This window comes from Arthrobacter roseus (assembly GCF_016907875.1).
In the GTDB taxonomy this organism is placed as follows: domain Bacteria; phylum Actinomycetota; class Actinomycetes; order Actinomycetales; family Micrococcaceae; genus Arthrobacter_J; species Arthrobacter_J roseus.
Window position 1 is genome coordinate 1,935,159 of the sequence record NZ_JAFBCU010000001.1, and the last position, 15,995, is coordinate 1,951,153.

The 15,995-nt window shown below is 58.8% G+C and carries 12 protein-coding genes; 2 read left to right on the forward strand and 10 right to left on the reverse strand.

Annotation, left to right across the window (positions count from 1 at the left end; all coding sequences use genetic code 11):
• Positions 1-29: 29 nt before the first annotated feature.
• From ruvA to pdxT, 4 genes are all read right to left on the reverse strand, one after another.
• Complete coding sequence (ruvA, locus tag JOE65_RS09410; RefSeq protein WP_205162940.1) at positions 30-659, reverse strand: Holliday junction branch migration protein RuvA; 630 nt, start codon at positions 657-659, stop codon at positions 30-32.
• A gap of 109 nt (positions 660-768) precedes the next feature.
• Complete coding sequence (gene ruvC / locus JOE65_RS09415; protein ID WP_205162941.1) at positions 769-1,365, reverse strand: crossover junction endodeoxyribonuclease RuvC; 597 nt, start codon at positions 1,363-1,365, stop codon at positions 769-771.
• A gap of 37 nt (positions 1,366-1,402) precedes the next feature.
• Positions 1,403-2,161: a YebC/PmpR family DNA-binding transcriptional regulator gene (locus tag JOE65_RS09420; RefSeq protein WP_205162942.1), complete on the reverse strand. Its 759-nt coding sequence runs from the start codon at positions 2,159-2,161 to the stop codon at positions 1,403-1,405.
• Between the two features lie 3 nt (positions 2,162-2,164).
• Positions 2,165-2,866 carry a pyridoxal 5'-phosphate synthase glutaminase subunit PdxT gene (pdxT, locus tag JOE65_RS09425; protein ID WP_205164125.1) on the reverse strand — a complete coding sequence of 234 codons (702 nt, stop codon included), beginning with the start codon at positions 2,864-2,866 and terminating at the stop codon, positions 2,165-2,167.
• 108 nt (positions 2,867-2,974) lie between these two features.
• Between pdxT and asnB the strand changes: the two genes are divergently transcribed.
• Both asnB and JOE65_RS09435 read left to right on the forward strand, forming a co-directional pair.
• Positions 2,975-5,674: an asparagine synthase (glutamine-hydrolyzing) gene (asnB, locus tag JOE65_RS09430; RefSeq protein WP_239536673.1), complete on the forward strand. Its 2,700-nt coding sequence runs from the start codon at positions 2,975-2,977 to the stop codon at positions 5,672-5,674.
• Between the two features lie 29 nt (positions 5,675-5,703).
• The gene (locus JOE65_RS09435; protein WP_205162943.1) at positions 5,704-7,716 is read left to right on the forward strand and encodes a M3 family metallopeptidase; all 2,013 of its coding nucleotides are present in this window, start codon (positions 5,704-5,706) and stop codon (positions 7,714-7,716) included.
• Between the two features lie 103 nt (positions 7,717-7,819).
• On the opposite strand, the gene pdxS is transcribed toward JOE65_RS09435, so the two are convergent.
• The 6 genes from pdxS to JOE65_RS09465 all read right to left on the reverse strand — a co-directional run bounded on the left by pdxS (position 7,820) and on the right by JOE65_RS09465 (position 15,855).
• Entirely contained in the window at positions 7,820-8,734 is a 915-nt protein-coding gene (gene pdxS, locus JOE65_RS09440; protein WP_205162944.1) for a pyridoxal 5'-phosphate synthase lyase subunit PdxS, read from the reverse strand.
• Between the two features lie 72 nt (positions 8,735-8,806).
• Entirely contained in the window at positions 8,807-9,418 is a 612-nt protein-coding gene (gene pgsA, locus JOE65_RS09445) for a phosphatidylinositol phosphate synthase (protein WP_205162945.1), read from the reverse strand.
• Between the two features lie 22 nt (positions 9,419-9,440).
• Positions 9,441-10,007, reverse strand: a complete 567-nt coding sequence (locus JOE65_RS09450) for an HIT family protein (RefSeq protein WP_338021603.1) — start codon at positions 10,005-10,007, stop codon at positions 9,441-9,443.
• Between the two features lie 11 nt (positions 10,008-10,018).
• The gene (thrS, locus tag JOE65_RS09455) at positions 10,019-12,031 is read right to left on the reverse strand and encodes a threonine--tRNA ligase (protein WP_205162946.1); all 2,013 of its coding nucleotides are present in this window, start codon (positions 12,029-12,031) and stop codon (positions 10,019-10,021) included.
• A gap of 115 nt (positions 12,032-12,146) precedes the next feature.
• Entirely contained in the window at positions 12,147-15,533 is a 3,387-nt protein-coding gene (locus tag JOE65_RS09460; protein ID WP_205162947.1) for a DNA polymerase III subunit alpha, read from the reverse strand.
• A 7-nt stretch (positions 15,534-15,540) separates the two neighbouring features.
• Entirely contained in the window at positions 15,541-15,855 is a 315-nt protein-coding gene (locus JOE65_RS09465; protein ID WP_205162948.1) for a DUF6504 family protein, read from the reverse strand.
• Positions 15,856-15,995: the final 140 nt, after the last annotated feature.

The following is a 15,995-nucleotide window of genomic DNA, read 5'->3' on the forward strand; positions in this document are numbered from 1 at the left end:
GTTCCGTTTGTCGGTCAGCACTCACGTCTTCATACCTTTGTCCGCGATCCGGCGCGGGCACCGTCTTGGCCCAATAGCCGCAAGGTTAGACGAAGAATCTCCGCGACGTTGCCAGTATCCGCCGTATCTGGTTCGTTCTTCACCGCTTGGTCGATGGCCACTTCGGCGTCTTTCTCCGACCACCCCAGCCCGGTCATTGCCAGAAGGACCTGCGAACGCCAACCAGACTGCGCCGCTGGTGAGTCGGTTGGTCCACCGATCGGTACAAGTTTGTCTGCGAGCTCCAAAACTATTCGGCGTGCGCCTTTGGGCCCAATCCCGGGGACTTTGCTGAACGCTTTGTCGTCACCACTGGACGCCGCGATGCGGATCGCTTCCGGTGAGTGAACCGCGAGAACTGCGAGCCCGAGACGCGGTCCAACTCCGCTGACTCCGATCAGCGTTTCGAATACCGTGCGCTGTTCGACGTCCGCAAACCCGTAAAGCGTCATGGAATCTTCTCGTACGATCATGGACGTGTGGACCAAAGCCGGCTGTCCTGGGACCAGACCGGCCAGAGTTTGTGGAGTCGCGTGCACCAACATGCCCACGCCATGAATATCAAGGACGGCACTGTGGAGACCGACATGCGCCACGTCACCCCGAAGCGAACTGATCACGCCAAACCTCCTGCATTACGGCAGTATCCGAACATATCTACGAATACCCTACTTGTTGTTGCGTGGACTTCGCTTCAGGCACACCGGCCTGTTATGGCAACGAGTTTTCTCAGCGCTTCCGTCCTGCGGGTGAACGTTTGGCCTCAGCCTCGGCCTGCACCCACGCCCGCTGCGCTGCAGTCTGACCAGATCCGGCTGCGCCTCCCGGCCGTGTCTTGGCAGAAGCTCCACCGGATCGCCATGCATGGGTGATGGCCAGGGCAAGAGCGTCGGCGGCGTCGGCGGGCCGGGGCGGTGCATCAAGGCCGAGGATGCGGGTGACCATTCTTGTCACCGCTTCCTTTCCTGCCTGGCCGTCCCCGGTCACTGCCGCCTTCACCTCTGTCGGCGTGTGCAGGGCTACGGGCAGTCCCCGCCTGGCGGCCGCCGCAATCACAACACCGGAGGCCTGAGCCGTTCCCATCACCGTGCTGACATTCAACTGGCTGAAAACGCGTTCGACAGCGACGACGTCGGGTTCATGCCTGTCCAGCCACTCGTCAATCGCCAGGGCAATCACCAGCAGGCGCTTGTCCAGACTCTCATCGGCGGCAGTTCCGACAACGCCAACGGCAACGAGCGTTGCGGATCGATTTGCCGCCACATCAACGACGCCAATTCCGCAGCGTGTAAGGCCCGGATCCACTCCGAGTACACGAAGGCTCACAGAGGCTCTTTCCTTGATCGAATCACAGGCGCGACTGCTAGTCCGCGCTGTCGAGTTGGGCCATGACTTCTGGGGAAATGTCCGCGTTGGAGTAAACGTTCTGCACGTCATCAAGTTCTTCCAGGGCATCGACGAGTTTGATGAATTTCTGTGCTGCGTCCGCTTCCAGTTCAACTGACATGGACGGGACAAACTCAGCCTCGTCCGTTTCGTATTCGATACCGGCTTCCTCAAGGGCTGTGACTACCGAGCGGAGGTCTTGGGGCTCGGAGATGACGTCAAAGCTCTCATAGGATGCTTTGACTTCTTCGGCGCCTGCATCGAGGACAGCCAGCAGGACGTCCTCTTCCGACAGGTCCTTCGCCGGAAGATTTACAACGCCCTTGCGCGTGAACATGTAGGCTACGGAACCTGGATCCGCCATGGTGCCCCCGTTACGGGTCACCATGAGGCGGACCTCCGAGGCCGCACGGTTCTTGCTGTCCGTCAGACATTCAATGAGCATCGCTGAACCCTGAGGGCCGCGGGCCTCGTAAATGATCTCCTGATAGTCCACGGCCTCGCCCAGTAGACCGGCGCCGCGCTTGACAGCACGGTTGATGTTGTCGATGGGGACTGAGGTCTTTTTTGCCTTCTGCACTGCGAGCTCAAGACCGGGGTTCCCCGCCATGTCGGCTCCGCCGGCTCGGGCGGCGACTTCAATATTCTTGATCAGTTTGGCGAACGATTTGGCACGCCTCCCATCGATAACAGCCTTCTTGTGCTTGGTCGTTGCCCACTTTGAATGTCCCGACATGCTCTACGATTCTCCTCTGATCATCTGGATAAATAGTTCATGGATGCGTCGATCTCCCGATACCTCCGGGTGGAACGAGGTGGCCAGAAGGCTCCCGGAACGGACTGCGACAATTCTAGCGACACCCGGGCCTTGCCCTGCTGCGGATTCCGTCAGCGGCTCTACCGAAGCCAATACCTCTACGCCGTTGCCCACACTTTCAACCCAGGGTGCCCGGATGAATACCGCATGTACCGGCGGTACCGTCCCTGAGCCGGCGTCGTACCGGTGAAGACGTTCCAGCCCACCAAAGTGGAGGTCAGTTTCAAAGGACTCCCGTTGCCTGCCGAAAGCGTTCCGACGCACCACCATGTCGATTCCCCCGAATGTCTGTTGAGGCTGCCCATCCCGGCCAACGGCAGCGTCGGCGATGTGATCGGCCAGCATGATCATTCCGGCACACGACCCATAGACAGGCAGGCCACTGGCAATCGAGTCTCGCAACGGCTCCGCAAGGCCGAAAATTCTTGAGAGCTTATCCATGACGGTCGACTCACCACCGGGGATGATCAGTCCGTCAACACTCTGGAGATCTTCCGGCCTGCGCACCGGAACCGCCACTGCGCCACACTTGGTGACCGCAGCAGCGTGCTCACGGAAATCGCCCTGAAGCGCTAAAACACCCACCGTTGTGAGGCGTCGAACGGAAACGGTTTCGGGGCGCACGTGTGCGCCTGCAGAGGGGGAAGCAGTCACCAGACCATCATAGTTGCCGTTGAACCGACAGACGCCTGTGGGCGGTGAAGCCCGTCTCCGCGATCGCAGCAAGTAGCATTGACACGGACGTCAAAGGCAACAGATAAGGGTTTCAACATGTGCGGCATCGCCGGGTATTACGGTTTCGGGGACGACATGGCGCTCCTGAAAACGATGAACAGCTGTATGGAACACCGCGGACCCGACGGGGAGGGATACTTCACTGAAGGTGAAACCGGGCTCGCCCACAGGCGGTTGTCCATCATCGACATCGAGCATGGTCAGGAGCCCATGATCAGTGCCGATGGGAGGACCGTACTTGTCTACAACGGCGAGGTGTACAACTACCTGGAGCTTCGTGCTGAGCTCGAAGCCCTCGGCCGTACTTTCCGCACCGAGTCGGACACGGAGGTAGTTCTGCAGTCTTACGAGCAGTGGGGAGATAATGCTTTCGACCGCTTCAACGGCATGTTCGGTCTGGCGATTTTTGACGGTGTACGAGGGCGAACGGTGCTGGCCCGCGACCACTTCGGGATCAAGCCCCTCTACTACGCCAATGCCGGAACCGAGAGCTCCCCCAAACTACTGTTCGCTTCCGAGATTTCCCCGCTTCTAAATAGTGGATACGTTCCCCGGGCTACCAATGAGCGCATCCTGTACAGGTACCTACAGTTCCGCATCCACGACGACGAAGCCGAGACCTTTTTTGTCGGAGTCAAAAAACTCCTGCCGGGTGAGCAGATGGTCATTGACCATTCAACCGGTACGTACAACATCACGATGTTCACCAGGCTCCGTGACGAGCTCCTTGAACTGTCATCGACCAATCGTCCGTATGACGATGATGTGGTGGATGAATACCGCGAACGCTTCACGGAAGCGGTTCGGCTACGGCTACAAGCAGACGTTCCCGTGGGCTCTGCGCTGTCCGGTGGGCTGGATTCCTCAGCCGTGGTGGTCACGATCAACAAACTCATGCAGGAACACGCGGCGGCCACTGACTCCGTGGGAGCCTCGCAGCAAACGTTCAGTGCCGTCTTCCCCAACTCAATCAACGACGAGGAAAAGTACGCCGACGCTGTCCTGGACAAGTGCCGCGGGACGGTCACCGGACACAAGATTCTTCCGCAAGCCGATCAGTTCGCGACGGATCTGCAGGACTTCGTGAAAACCATGGAGGAGCCGATCATCTCCTCCGGCCCCTACGCTCAGTACTGCGTCATGAAAGAAGCGACCCAGCACGTCAAGGTCCTCCTCGATGGGCAGGGCGCCGACGAAATGATGGCCGGCTATATTCCGTACTACTTCACCTACCTGCGTCAGCTTCAACGCGCCGGCGATTACTCCACGCTCCTCAGGGAAACCGCATCGTCCGCCGACGTGTTGTTGAGACTGGCTCGGTTCCGCATTCTTGCGAAGCTCACCGCCCGAAAGGGAGTGGCCATTTCCCAGTTGCTGAACCGCGACTTCGCTCACCGCTTTCGCAGCGAACAATTCGGTACCATTCGCAACAACATGAAATTGCGTCTCGTCGACGACCTCTTCCGCTCTTCACTGCCGTCTCTTCTGCGCTACGAAGACAAGAACACGATGCGCTTCTCCCTCGAAGGCCGTGTGCCATTCCTCGATAAGGAAGTAGTCAAATTCCTGTTCACTCTGTCCGATGAAGCGATCATCAAGGCTGGCTGGAACAAACGTGTCCTGCGGGATTCAATGCGCGAGCTGCTCCCGTCCATGATCACCAACCGACGAAACAAGATCGGTTTTACAACTCCTGAAGCAGAGTGGTTCAAGCTGATGAAGGAGGACATCTACAAGATTTTCATGTCCAATTCGTTCGCCGAGCGGCCCTATTGGAACAGGGAAGCCGTCCTGACTGCCTTTGAGGGCTACCTCAACGACAAGAACAGCGCCGACACCATGATGTTCTGGCGGTTACTCAACACGGAACTGTGGTTGCGGCAATTCGTCGACGGACCTGTCCAGAGCGACGGTATTGAGAACAAGAGCGACTACGAACCGAATCCGGATAAAACTCTTGATCTTGAACTGCCCGACGGCAAAACCTTTCGCCGCTACCCGTTGCAGACCGATGTTTTCCGGCGGGAAACCAAGCTGGAGCCTGAGGTGGTCAGCTACGTCAACCGCTTCTTCGAGGGTCTACCTGATGCCGGAGAAATTCATGGTCAGGTTGCTTCCGACGCTCGCTGGTACCTTTTTGTCAGCGAAAAGATCGTAGCGATCACCCAGGGACGATCCTTCCCCGTATGGGACATCAAGGTCTCTCCAGCTGCCAGGATCCTCAGCAAGTTTGTTACCCGGACGCCGGCAGGGATCGGCCTGGGCAGCCCATGGTCCATGCAGATCGCCATCAACGAAGTAGGCCTGCAGCGGATCCTCAAGGCGTCCGCTGCCGGACTTGTTGGCAAGCTGCGCGGACGATCGGGTGATTTCTACCGCGCGGTGGGTAACGACATCAACGCTATCGACGGCGCCACCCCCTACAGCCTCGGTTCCTCATCGAACAGCGTCAAGCTTGCGCCGAAGGACCCAGAGGGCGTGGCCCGACGGCTCAGCGCACTGGTTCGCGAGAAAGTGCCTGCAGAGTTCGTAGCAACGTTCGGTGGAACGTCCATCATGGACGCGAACGACCTTGGAGTGGTGGCCATGGGGCACGACACCCATCTGGACAAGGCCACCATTGAAGCGATCTTCAAGGACAATCCTCAGGGACAGGGTTCCCAAGCCACTCCGATGTCCATCATCTTCGGTCGATAGGACCACAGCATGTGAAAGGGTTGCTCACTATGAGCAACCCTTTCTTATCACCCAGCCCTCTTCCCTACGGACTGCCTCCTTTCGAGGCCATCACGGAAGATCACTATGCGGAAGCATTCGACGCCGGCCTGGCCGAGAAGGCGGCCGAGACCAAACGCATCGCCGAATCAACGGAGCCGGCCACCTTCAGGAACACGGTTGTGGCTCTTGAGACCTCGGGCGCCATTCTGGACCGTGTCAGTGCGGTCTTCTTCACGTTCGCCGCGGCACATTCGACGCCGGGGATCCAAGCCCTTCAGAGTGACATTGCTAGCCGCCTCTCTGAGCTCGACGACGACATTCACCTCAACGCACCGCTGTACGCCAGGATCAAGGATGCCGTCTCCACAGTGCCGGACGACGCCGAATCCCAGCGCCTCTTCAGCGAATACCTAGACGCGTTTACCCGGTCAGGGGCCAACCTTGACGACGACGGACAGACGCGGCTGCGGCAAATCAACGGCCAGCTCTCTACCCTGTCCACGCACTACCAGCAGCGGCTCCTCAGCGACACTAACGCAGCAGCGCTAGTGGTTGAATCCGAGGAAGAGCTCGACGGCCTTACCCCAGATTCCATTGCCTCAGCGGCGGCTGCCGCGAGTGACGCAGGGCACGACGGCAAGTTTCTCCTGCCGCTTGTCCTTCCAACCTCGCAGCCTGCCCTCCCCCAGCTACACAATCGCAACACTCGCCGTCGGTTGCACACCGCGTCCGTCAGTCGTGGAGCCTCAGCCTCAGCCGAGAGCATCCTCGCCATTGGCGCTGAGATCGCTGAACTGCGCGCCGAGAGAGCCTCCCTCTTTGGATGCAAGAGTCACGCAGAATATGCCACTGACAACCAGACAGCACCGTCATTGGAGGCCATTCACGCGATGACTGACGCTCTCGCTCTGGCAGCAGTGCGGAACGCAGAATATGAGGCCAGCGAGCTCAGCTCTGCGGCGGGCCACGACCTTGAACCATGGGACTGGAGCTACTACTCCGAGCAGGTCCGTGTGGACAAGTACGACGTCGACCTCGCAGCGCTTCGCCCCTACTTCGAGCTCGAGAGGGTCATACACGACGGCATCTTCCACGCGGCGAACCTTCTCTACGGCGTGACGTTCCAGGAACGCACGGATCTGGTGGGATATCACCCTGGCGTAAGAGTGTGGGAAGTCTTCAACGCGGACGGTAGCGGACTTGGCCTCTTCCTAGGCGACTACTACACCCGGCCCACGAAGAGTGGCGGCGCCTGGATGAACTCCTTCGTGCATCAGTCTCGCCTGCTCGAGAACCGCCCCGTGGTCATCAACAACCTGAATATCTCTCGTCCGGCCGACGGTGAACCGACCCTCCTGACGTTAGCTGAGGTGACAACGGCTTTCCACGAATTTGGACACGCCCTCCACGGACTCTTCTCCGCTGTTGAGTACCCGAGCCTGTCCGGTACAGCGGTTCCCCGGGACTTCGTTGAGTATCCATCCCAGGTCAACGAAATGTGGATGCTCTGGCCGGAGGTAGTTCAGAACTACGCGAAACACCACATCACCGGTGAAGTACTGCCCCAAGAGGTCATCGACCGCATTGAGGCAGCGAGCACTTGGGGTGAAGGCTTCGCCACCACGGAATATCTGGGTGCGGCATTACTGGACCTCGCCTGGCACGAGCTGGAGCCCGGTCAGAGTGTCGAAGATCCGTTGGACTTCGAGAGGGATGCCCTTGAGAAAGCCGGAGTTTTAGTGTCGCTGATTCCGCCGCGGTACCGGACGGGGTATTTCAAGCACATTTTCGCTGGCGGCTACGCAGCAGGCTACTACTCCTACATCTGGAGTGAGGTTCTGGACGCCGATACCGTGGAATGGTTCAAATCCAACGGTGGCGCTACCCGAGCCAACGGCGAGCGTTTTCGCGAGCTGCTCCTGTCGCGGGGGAACAGTCAGGATCCGCTGGAGTCCTTCCGCCAATTCCGCGGTAGGGACGCCGAGATGCAGCCGCTGCTGGTCAGGCGCGGACTCGCCTAGAACGGCTGTCTGAGCGGCTCTCGAGCGGCGGCCACGAATTTCCTGCGGGCTAAGTCCCGGGAATATTCAAACCGCTTACTTCGAGAGCCGCTCCAACTACCGGCTACCAGCCACGTTCGGACAGCTTGTGCGACTGCGGCAGTTCGTCCACGTTAATGCCGACCATCGCTTCACCCAGACCGCGGGAGACCGATGCCAGAGTGTCGGGGTCATCGTAAAAGGTGGTGGCCTTGACGATGGCGGCCGCTCGTTCGGCAGGGTTGCCAGCCTTGAAGATTCCGGAACCCACGAAGACTCCGTCTGCGCCAAGCTGCATCATCATGGCGGCATCAGCGGGGGTGGCGATACCACCGGCTGTGAAGAGCACCACCGGAAGTTTTCCCGCGGAAGCAACTTCCTTGACCAGTTCATACGGTGCCTGAAGTTCCTTCGCCGCAACGTACAGTTCGTCTTCGGCCATAGAGGACAAACGATTGATTTCAGAGCGGATCTTGCGCATGTGCATTGTGGCGTTGGAGACGTCTCCCGTGCCTGCCTCACCCTTGGATCGGATCATTGCCGCGCCTTCGTTAATGCGGCGCAGAGCCTCACCGAGGTTGGTGGCACCACAGACGAAGGGAATCGTGAACTTCCACTTGTCGATGTGGTGGCTGAAGTCGGCTGGGGTCAAGACTTCAGATTCATCAATGTAGTCAACGCCCAGGGATTGAAGGATCTGCGCTTCCACGAAATGACCGATGCGTGCTTTAGCCATGACGGGGATGGATACGGAATCAATGATGCTGTCAATCATGTCTGGGTCGCTCATGCGCGAGACACCGCCCTGTGCACGAATGTCCGCGGGGACCCGTTCCAACGCCATGACGGCTACAGCCCCGGAATCCTCCGCGATCCGTGCCTGTTCCGCCGTGACGACGTCCATAATGACGCCGCCCTTCAGCATTTCCGCCATGCCTCGTTTGACGCGGTTGCTGCCGGTGGTGGGTTCAGTGGATGAATTTACTTCGGCCGTGGACACAAAGAGCCCCTAAAACTCGGTGGAATGGTTATGTTCAATGGTAATCGAGTGCGCTGCATCCGTTGACTAGCATTACGTCCTAACGCGTGACTGCCGGTAGACCGTAGCCACCCGTTGGCACACGGTGATGAGGCTAGCGGCTGCCAGCGCTAACAGCACCACGAGCAGAAAAACCGTCGGCAGGCCAAGTCCAGTGAATCCTGTGGCGACAAGGACTGCAACGAGCCGTTCCGCGCGCTCTGCTATCCCGACGTTAGCGTCAAGGCCCAAGGATTCTGCTTTGGCGCGCACGTAAGAAACCAGCATGCCCAAAACGAGACAGGCAACGGCGGCCGTGCCAATCGAGGGATTCGCTCCGCCGGTATAAAACCAGATGGCGACACCGGCAAATACTGCGCCGTCGGATATCCGGTCAAGAGTTGAATCCAGGAAGTTCCCCCAAGCGCTGCTCCGCGATGTTAGCCGTGCCATGAGCCCATCCACCAGATCCGCGAACACAAAGAGAGTAATGAAGACCGATCCCCACCACAGCTGTCCCATGGGATAAAAAATCAGCGCTCCCGCTACCACTCCCAGTGTGCCCACGATGGTCACGGCATCCGGGGAGATTCCCGCGCGTAAAAGCATTTTTGCCAGAGGCGTGAACAGCCGACTGAAGAAGTGACGCGTGTACCGGTTCAACAATGAGGGAGCTCCTGTACCTGCACTACTGTCCCGTGGGCCAGGCAGCAGCGACTTTTTCGCGCACCTCACCCAGGGTCTGTGTTATGGCTTTGGTCTGGGCGATGATCGGGAAAAAATTGCCGTCTCCGCTCCAGCGCGGCACGACATGCTGATGAAGGTGCGCCGCAATGCCGGCACCGCCACTGGCACCCTGATTCATACCAAGGTTGAAGCCGGTGGCATGGGAAACTTCACGAAGAACCCGCATACTGATCTGCGCCAGCTTAGCGATTTCTGCAGTCTCCTCCACATCTACATCTGTGTAGTCCGGTACATGACGGTACGGACAGACCAGCAGATGGCCGGGGTTGTAGGGAAAGAGGTTCAGTACAACATACGCATGCAGGCCACGATGGACTATCAGAGATTCTTCGTCCGTTCGCTGGGGCGCAATACAAAACGGGCAATCCTCGACGTCATTGAACTGATTCTGACCGCCCTGGATATATGCCATCCTGTGCGGCGTCCACAGACGCTGGAAAGCGTCTGGAACGCCTGGGACTGTGAAGTCATCAACTACAGCGTCGTCGTGAACGTCTCCCCCTGTCACCGCGACCCCGCCTACTGCTCGCGGTTTCGCACTGCGGCAACGATCCGCTGGACGGCATCATCCACTGGAACGGTGTTGTCCTGGCTGCCGTCACGGAAGCGGAAGGAAACCGCACCTGCATCGGCATCTTCTCCCCCCGCTATCAGCACAAACGGAATCTTGTTTTTACTGGCGGTCCGGATCTTCTTCGGGAAGCGGTCGCTGCTGATATCCACTTCGGCGCGGATCCCCTCAGCCTTGAGCTTTCCGACAACGTCGAAGAGGTAGTCGTTGAATGCGTCCGCAACTGGAATGGCAACGACCTGCACTGGTGCCAGCCATGCTGGGAAGGCTCCGGCATAGTGTTCGATCAGCACCGCCATGAAACGTTCGACAGAACCGAACAGCGCCCGGTGGATCATGACTGGCCGCTGCCGTGTACCGTCAGCTGCTTGGTATTCAAGTTCGAAACGATCCGGAAGGTTGAAATCCAGCTGAATCGTGGACATTTGCCAGGTCCGGCCAATCGCGTCGCGGGCCTGAACGGAAATTTTCGGCCCGTAGAAGGCCGCGCCACCCGGGTCCGGTACCAGTTCAAGACCTGAGGCCTCAGCCACTTCGGCTAGGGTGCGTGTCGACTCTTCCCAAGCTTCATCGGAACCAACGTACTTTTCAGGATCCTTCGTGGAGAGCTCGAGATAGAAATCGTCCATCCCGTAGTCCTTCAAAAGGTTCAAGACAAAATTGAGCGTCGTGGTCAGCTCGTCTTTCATCTGCTCGCGTGTGCAGTAGATGTGGGCATCGTCCTGAGTCATGCCACGGACACGTGACAGCCCGTGCACCACGCCTGACTTCTCGTAGCGGTAAACGGAGCCAAACTCGAACAACCGTAGCGGCAGCTCCCGGTAGGAACGCCCGCGGGAACGGAAGATGAGGTTGTGCATGGGGCAGTTCATCGGCTTCAGGTAATAGTCCTGGCCGGGCTTGATCACTTCTCCGGTCTCAGGGTTCCGGGTTTCGTCCACATGCATGGGCGGGAACATGCCGTCCCGATACCAGTCAAGATGACCCGATAATTCGTACAGGTGGCCCTTGGTGATGTGCGGCGTATAAACGAACTCGTAGCCGGCTTCCTCGTGCCGCTTGCGTGAGTAGTCCTCCATGGTCCTGCGGATGACTCCGCCTCTGGGGTGGAACACCGGCAGGCCTGAGCCGAGTTCGTCGGGGAACGAAAACAGGTCCAGTTCCGCACCCAGCTTGCGGTGGTCGCGGCGTTCAGCCTCGGCCATACGCTCCTGGTAGGCCTTCAGTGCTTCCTTGGTGGGCCATGCCGTGCCGTAGATGCGCTGGAGCTGCTTGTTCTTTTCGTTTCCAAGCCAGTAGGCGGCGGCCGAGCGTGTCAGCGCGAAGGCATTGGAGATGAGTTTGGTGTTGGGCAGGTGCGGTCCACGGCAGAGATCACACCACACAGTGTCACCGGATTTGCGGTCCACATTGTCATAAATGGTGATCTCTCCGGCGCCAACTTCGATGTTTGCGCCCTCGCCCACCGCATCGGCGTCCTCTGACTTGCCCAGCAATTCCAGTTTGTACGGTTCCTCGGCCATCGCTTCGCGGGCCTGCGCCTCGCTGACCACCCGTCGGGAAAACAACTGGCTCTGATTGACGATCTTGAGCATCATCTTCTCGAGCTTCTTCAGGTCCTCCGGGGTGAAGGGCTCGGCGACGTCGAAGTCGAAGTAGAAGCCATCCGTGATGTATGGCCCGATACCCAGCTTGGCATCGGGGCGTAGTTGCTGGACAGCCTGAGCCATGACATGCGCGGTCGAGTGTCGCAGGACGTTGAGTCCATCCGGGGACTCAACGGTGACTGCCTCAACGGTGTCGCCGTCTGATAGCGGCTGATTCAGGTCCTTCAAAGAACCGTTGACTCGGGCTACGACCACGTCGCGGTGATCAGCATAGATTTCCGCTCCGGTTGTCCCCGTGGTCACCATATTCTCTTCGCCATCGACGATGAGGGTGATCTGTGAGGATTCGGACACGGGGTCTCCTTGCATTGTTGGTTACCTGCGCGACGCCCTACATTGGCGCAACGGCTCTTTGATGGTATCCGCTGGTCTTCGGCGCCACCAACCTGCCATGCCCAAAGGGCTCGATTCATTCACCAGCCACTAGTTGCGGCACAACCGGCAACGGAAGCGAATCCCTGACCGTTAGATCCCAGGCGTTGGTGGCCTGCAGCGACATTCCCCGTGGACCTGTCCGCCGCGTCACCCCCTTGATGAGCAGCATTTCGGTACCGAATAATTTTGAGCCGGCACTCTCCTGCGCCTGATGAAAGAAGGTGCAGTCTATGCATCCTGTGCCGTCGTCGATACTGATGAACACCACCCGGCGGCCCCCACGCATGGGAGGTGTCTGGGTTGCCACCCGGATACCGGCAACCAGGACTTCCGTCCCGTTATGCAGATCCAGCAATTTCTCCGCCGGCGTGGCCCCCAGTTGCTGCAGCAGTGGACCATAACTGTCCATGAGGTGGGCCGTTGTGTCCATAGCCATCAGATCCAGTTCCGTCCGGACCTTTTCGAAGACTTCCGGTTCCGGCCGTTCGGCCCTGAGGTTGCGCAGTTCCAGATCCCCCAGCGGCAGCGAAAGTTGCCCGGGAATCATCTCGTGCCGTCGGGCAGGAGTCCTTCCAGCAACCGAATTCAGGTGATGGATGAGGTCTGTTCGGCTTCCCCGGGATCCTGACGCACGGTTCAGGGAATCAAAAGCTCCCAGCTGTGCCAGCCGCTTCATGGTTGGACGGCTCACTTTTGCCCGGTCCCGTACATCAGCCAACGAATCATAGGGCTGTCCCGCAACAATACGTTTGAGCTCGGCAGCGGAAAGCCCGTAGATACCCGCGAGGCTGAGACGAATCCCCAGCTTCTCATCTTGTTTTTCCCTTTCCACCCTGTAATCAGCAGCACTGCGGTTGATATCCAGGGGCAGAATGGGAATTCCCATGCGTCGCGCCTCCGCAACCAGCAGCCGGCGCGGGTACATCCCTGGGTCGTGTTCCCACAGTCCAGCAAGAAAAGCTTCCGGATGATGGGCCTTCAGCCAGGCGGACTGATAGGTGGGAACAGCGAAAGCCGCACCGTGGGCCTTGCAGAAACCAAAGCTGCCAAACGCTTTCATGGTCCCCCACACCTGATCGATGACGTCCTGCCCGTATCCGCGGTTTTCTGCATGAGTCCGGAAGTAGGCCTCCACTTCCCTCTCCTTCTTTTCATCCCCCAGCATGCGTCGAAACACATCCGCCTTGGCTAAACCGCAGCCCGTCATGATGTCAAAAGTTCGCAGGATCTGCTCATGGAAAACCGTGACTCCATGCGTTTCCTTCAGGACCGGTTCCAGATCTTTGTGCGGATATTTTGCCGGCGCCCAGCCGTGCCGGTACTCCAAGAATGGCCGCACCATATCCGATTTCATGGGGCCAGGGCGGAAAAGAGAAATATCAATAATGAGATCGTTGAACTCGCGGGGAGCCATCTTTCCCACCAGCTCACGCTGCCCCGGAGACTCGATCTGAAAACAACCAAGAGTATGGGTGCTACGAATCAGATCAAACGTAGCGGGGTCATCCAGCGGAATGGCATCCAGTTCTATCCGGCCATCGCCGGCAATGTAATCCGGTCCCCGTCCGCCGTCGTCCACGCGATGTTGCCCTGCTTCGGTGACTTCCTGACGGGAAGGATGAATACGAATGATCTCGCGCACCGCGTACGCCATGGCACTTTGCATCCTGACCCCCAGCACATCAAGCTTGAGCATTCCCATGGGATCCATGTCGTGTTTGTCGAACTGGGACATGGGCAGACCGAGGCCACTGGGTTGGACGGGAGTACGGTCCAGCAGATTTTTCGACCCCAGAATGACTCCGCAGGGATGCATTGAAATATGTCGTGGCAGTCGGTCCAGCCGCTCCGTGATATCCACCAGTAGGTCCAGCTGCCTGTTCTGCCCAACTTGGGCGGAAAACTCTCGCAGCTCCGGTTTCTCCACCATCGCCTCACGGAATTTGCCGGCAGAGAACCTCCACAGCTGTTGGGCTATCAGGGAGATCTCTTCCTGGTCCATGCCCAGAGCCTGACCAGCATCGCGGACCGCACCGCGCGCCCGGTACCCGTTCTGCATGCTCATCAACGTGACCCGCTCGGCGCCGAAGCGCTCAAAGATTCGGTGATAGACCTTATGCCGTTCTGCGCTCTCCACATCAATATCGATATCCGGCAGGGTGGATCTGTCCTTGGAGAGGAATCGCTCGAACACCAGATCATGCGCTAGCGGGTTGACCTGGCTGATATTGAGCAGATAATTCACCAGGCTCGAGGCTCCAGACCCCCTGGCGGCGGCGCGAACTCCCATGTTCCTGATCATGGTTGATACCTCGGCCACGGTGAGGAAGTAGGAGGAGAAACCCAACCTGTCGATGATGCCCAGCTCGTGTTCCAGCCGGTTACGCAGCCCGTGTTCCTCTGACATCCCTGCGTTGGGGAAACGGATTGTCAGTCCTGCATCACACCGTTGGCGGAGTTCCACGAGGGGGTCCTGGTCAATCCCGATCACTGTGGCTTCAGGGACCACTGGCTGTTTCCAGCCCATGTCCAGTACTGGGTCTATCCGGCAGATGTCCGCCAGCTCTGCAGTGGACGCCAGCATCCGGGCCGCTCCTGCCGTTCCGCTTCCGGCTTCCCTGGCCAGTTCGCCTGCGAGCGCTTTCATTTCCTTGCTGCTTTTGAGCCAGCCTTGCCCGTTGGGTTGGAGTTCGGGTAGGCCGGAGAGTGAGGTCAGTGCGCGGGCGGAGTCGAGAACGTCTGCGGTTGCGGCGCCGTCTACTTCGCAGTATCTGACGGCGTTGGTGAGGATGACGGGGTTTCCGGCTTCTTCGGCGATGCGGAGCATTCGTACGGCGTGGGCGTTACTGAGGTGTTCCCCTGGCGGGCTGAGGTGGCTTGCGAGTTCGACGGCGAGGGAGCCTGTGGGCAGGATGTTGCGCCATTGGTTGAGGAGTATGCGTCCTTGGCGGTAACTTCTGTGGCGCATTGCCAGTCCGACGTCGGAGGAGGGGCCAATCAGTGTGGTGAGGACCGGGCTGCCGTTCCCTGATGTTCTGTGGGCTAGTTGTTCTGGGGTTATGCCTATGGGTTTGCTGGCTCGTTTGTGGGTGGTGTCTGTGTGGGCGTCTGAGATCAGCCGGCAGAGTGCTTTGTAGCCTTCTCCGGCGATGTGTCCGTGGGCGAGGATGACTACTCGTCCTGTTGTTTTCCATCCGGTTCCGTGTGGTTCGATGGTTGCGAGGTTGACGCCGATGATGGGGTCGAGGTTGTTCTCCAGGCAGGCTTTGAGGTGTTTTACGGTTCCGTAGAGGCCATCTCTGTCCGTGCAGGCGAGGGCGTCTGCGCCGTCTGCTGCTGCTGCTGCGGCTAGGGTGTCTGGCCAGGAGACTCCATAGTGGGAGCTGAAGGCTGTGGATACGTTGAGGTGGGTGAAGCTCATGGTGTTCTCAGGCGCTGAGGTCTCGGATGGCGTCGTGGATTCGGATGATCCGCCAGTTTCCGGTGTTTATTTGTCTGGAGATGTCCAGCGTGAGGATTTGTGAGGCTTTGTTGATTCTTGCCTGTACCCGCCAGATTTCGTGGTCCACCAGGCCTGCCCCTCTGCCGATTTCGGCGCGGGTTTCTTCTGCCCACCAGTTGCGCCGTTCATACCAGCGCAGTGGCTCGGCGGCCATCTGGTAGCTGTGTCCGCGCCACTGTAGTTCCAGTGGTCTGCCAGAAGGTGCGCACACCACTTCGACTGATTCGCTGAATAGTCCCACTTCAGCCACCTCGCCCCTTGTTTGACTCCCGGCGGATTTCTGGTGCCGGGTTGGGGCTTCCAGGTTTTTCCGTTTACGGGTGTTGATTGCTTGAGCCTCTAGTGTATTCGAATATATGTTCGAAACAATACGGGCGGCAA

Bases quoted from the DNA above. Each gene is read 5' to 3' on its own strand.
- JOE65_RS09420 (WP_205162942.1), bottom strand. From the start codon at position 2,161: ATGTCGGGACATTCAAAGTGGGCAACGACCAAGCACAAGAAGGCTGTT.
- JOE65_RS09435 (WP_205162943.1), top strand. From the start codon at position 5,704: ATGAGCAACCCTTTCTTATCACCCAGCCCTCTTCCCTACGGACTGCCT.
- JOE65_RS09460 (WP_205162947.1), bottom strand. From the start codon at position 15,533: ATGAGCTTCACCCACCTCAACGTATCCACAGCCTTCAGCTCCCACTAT.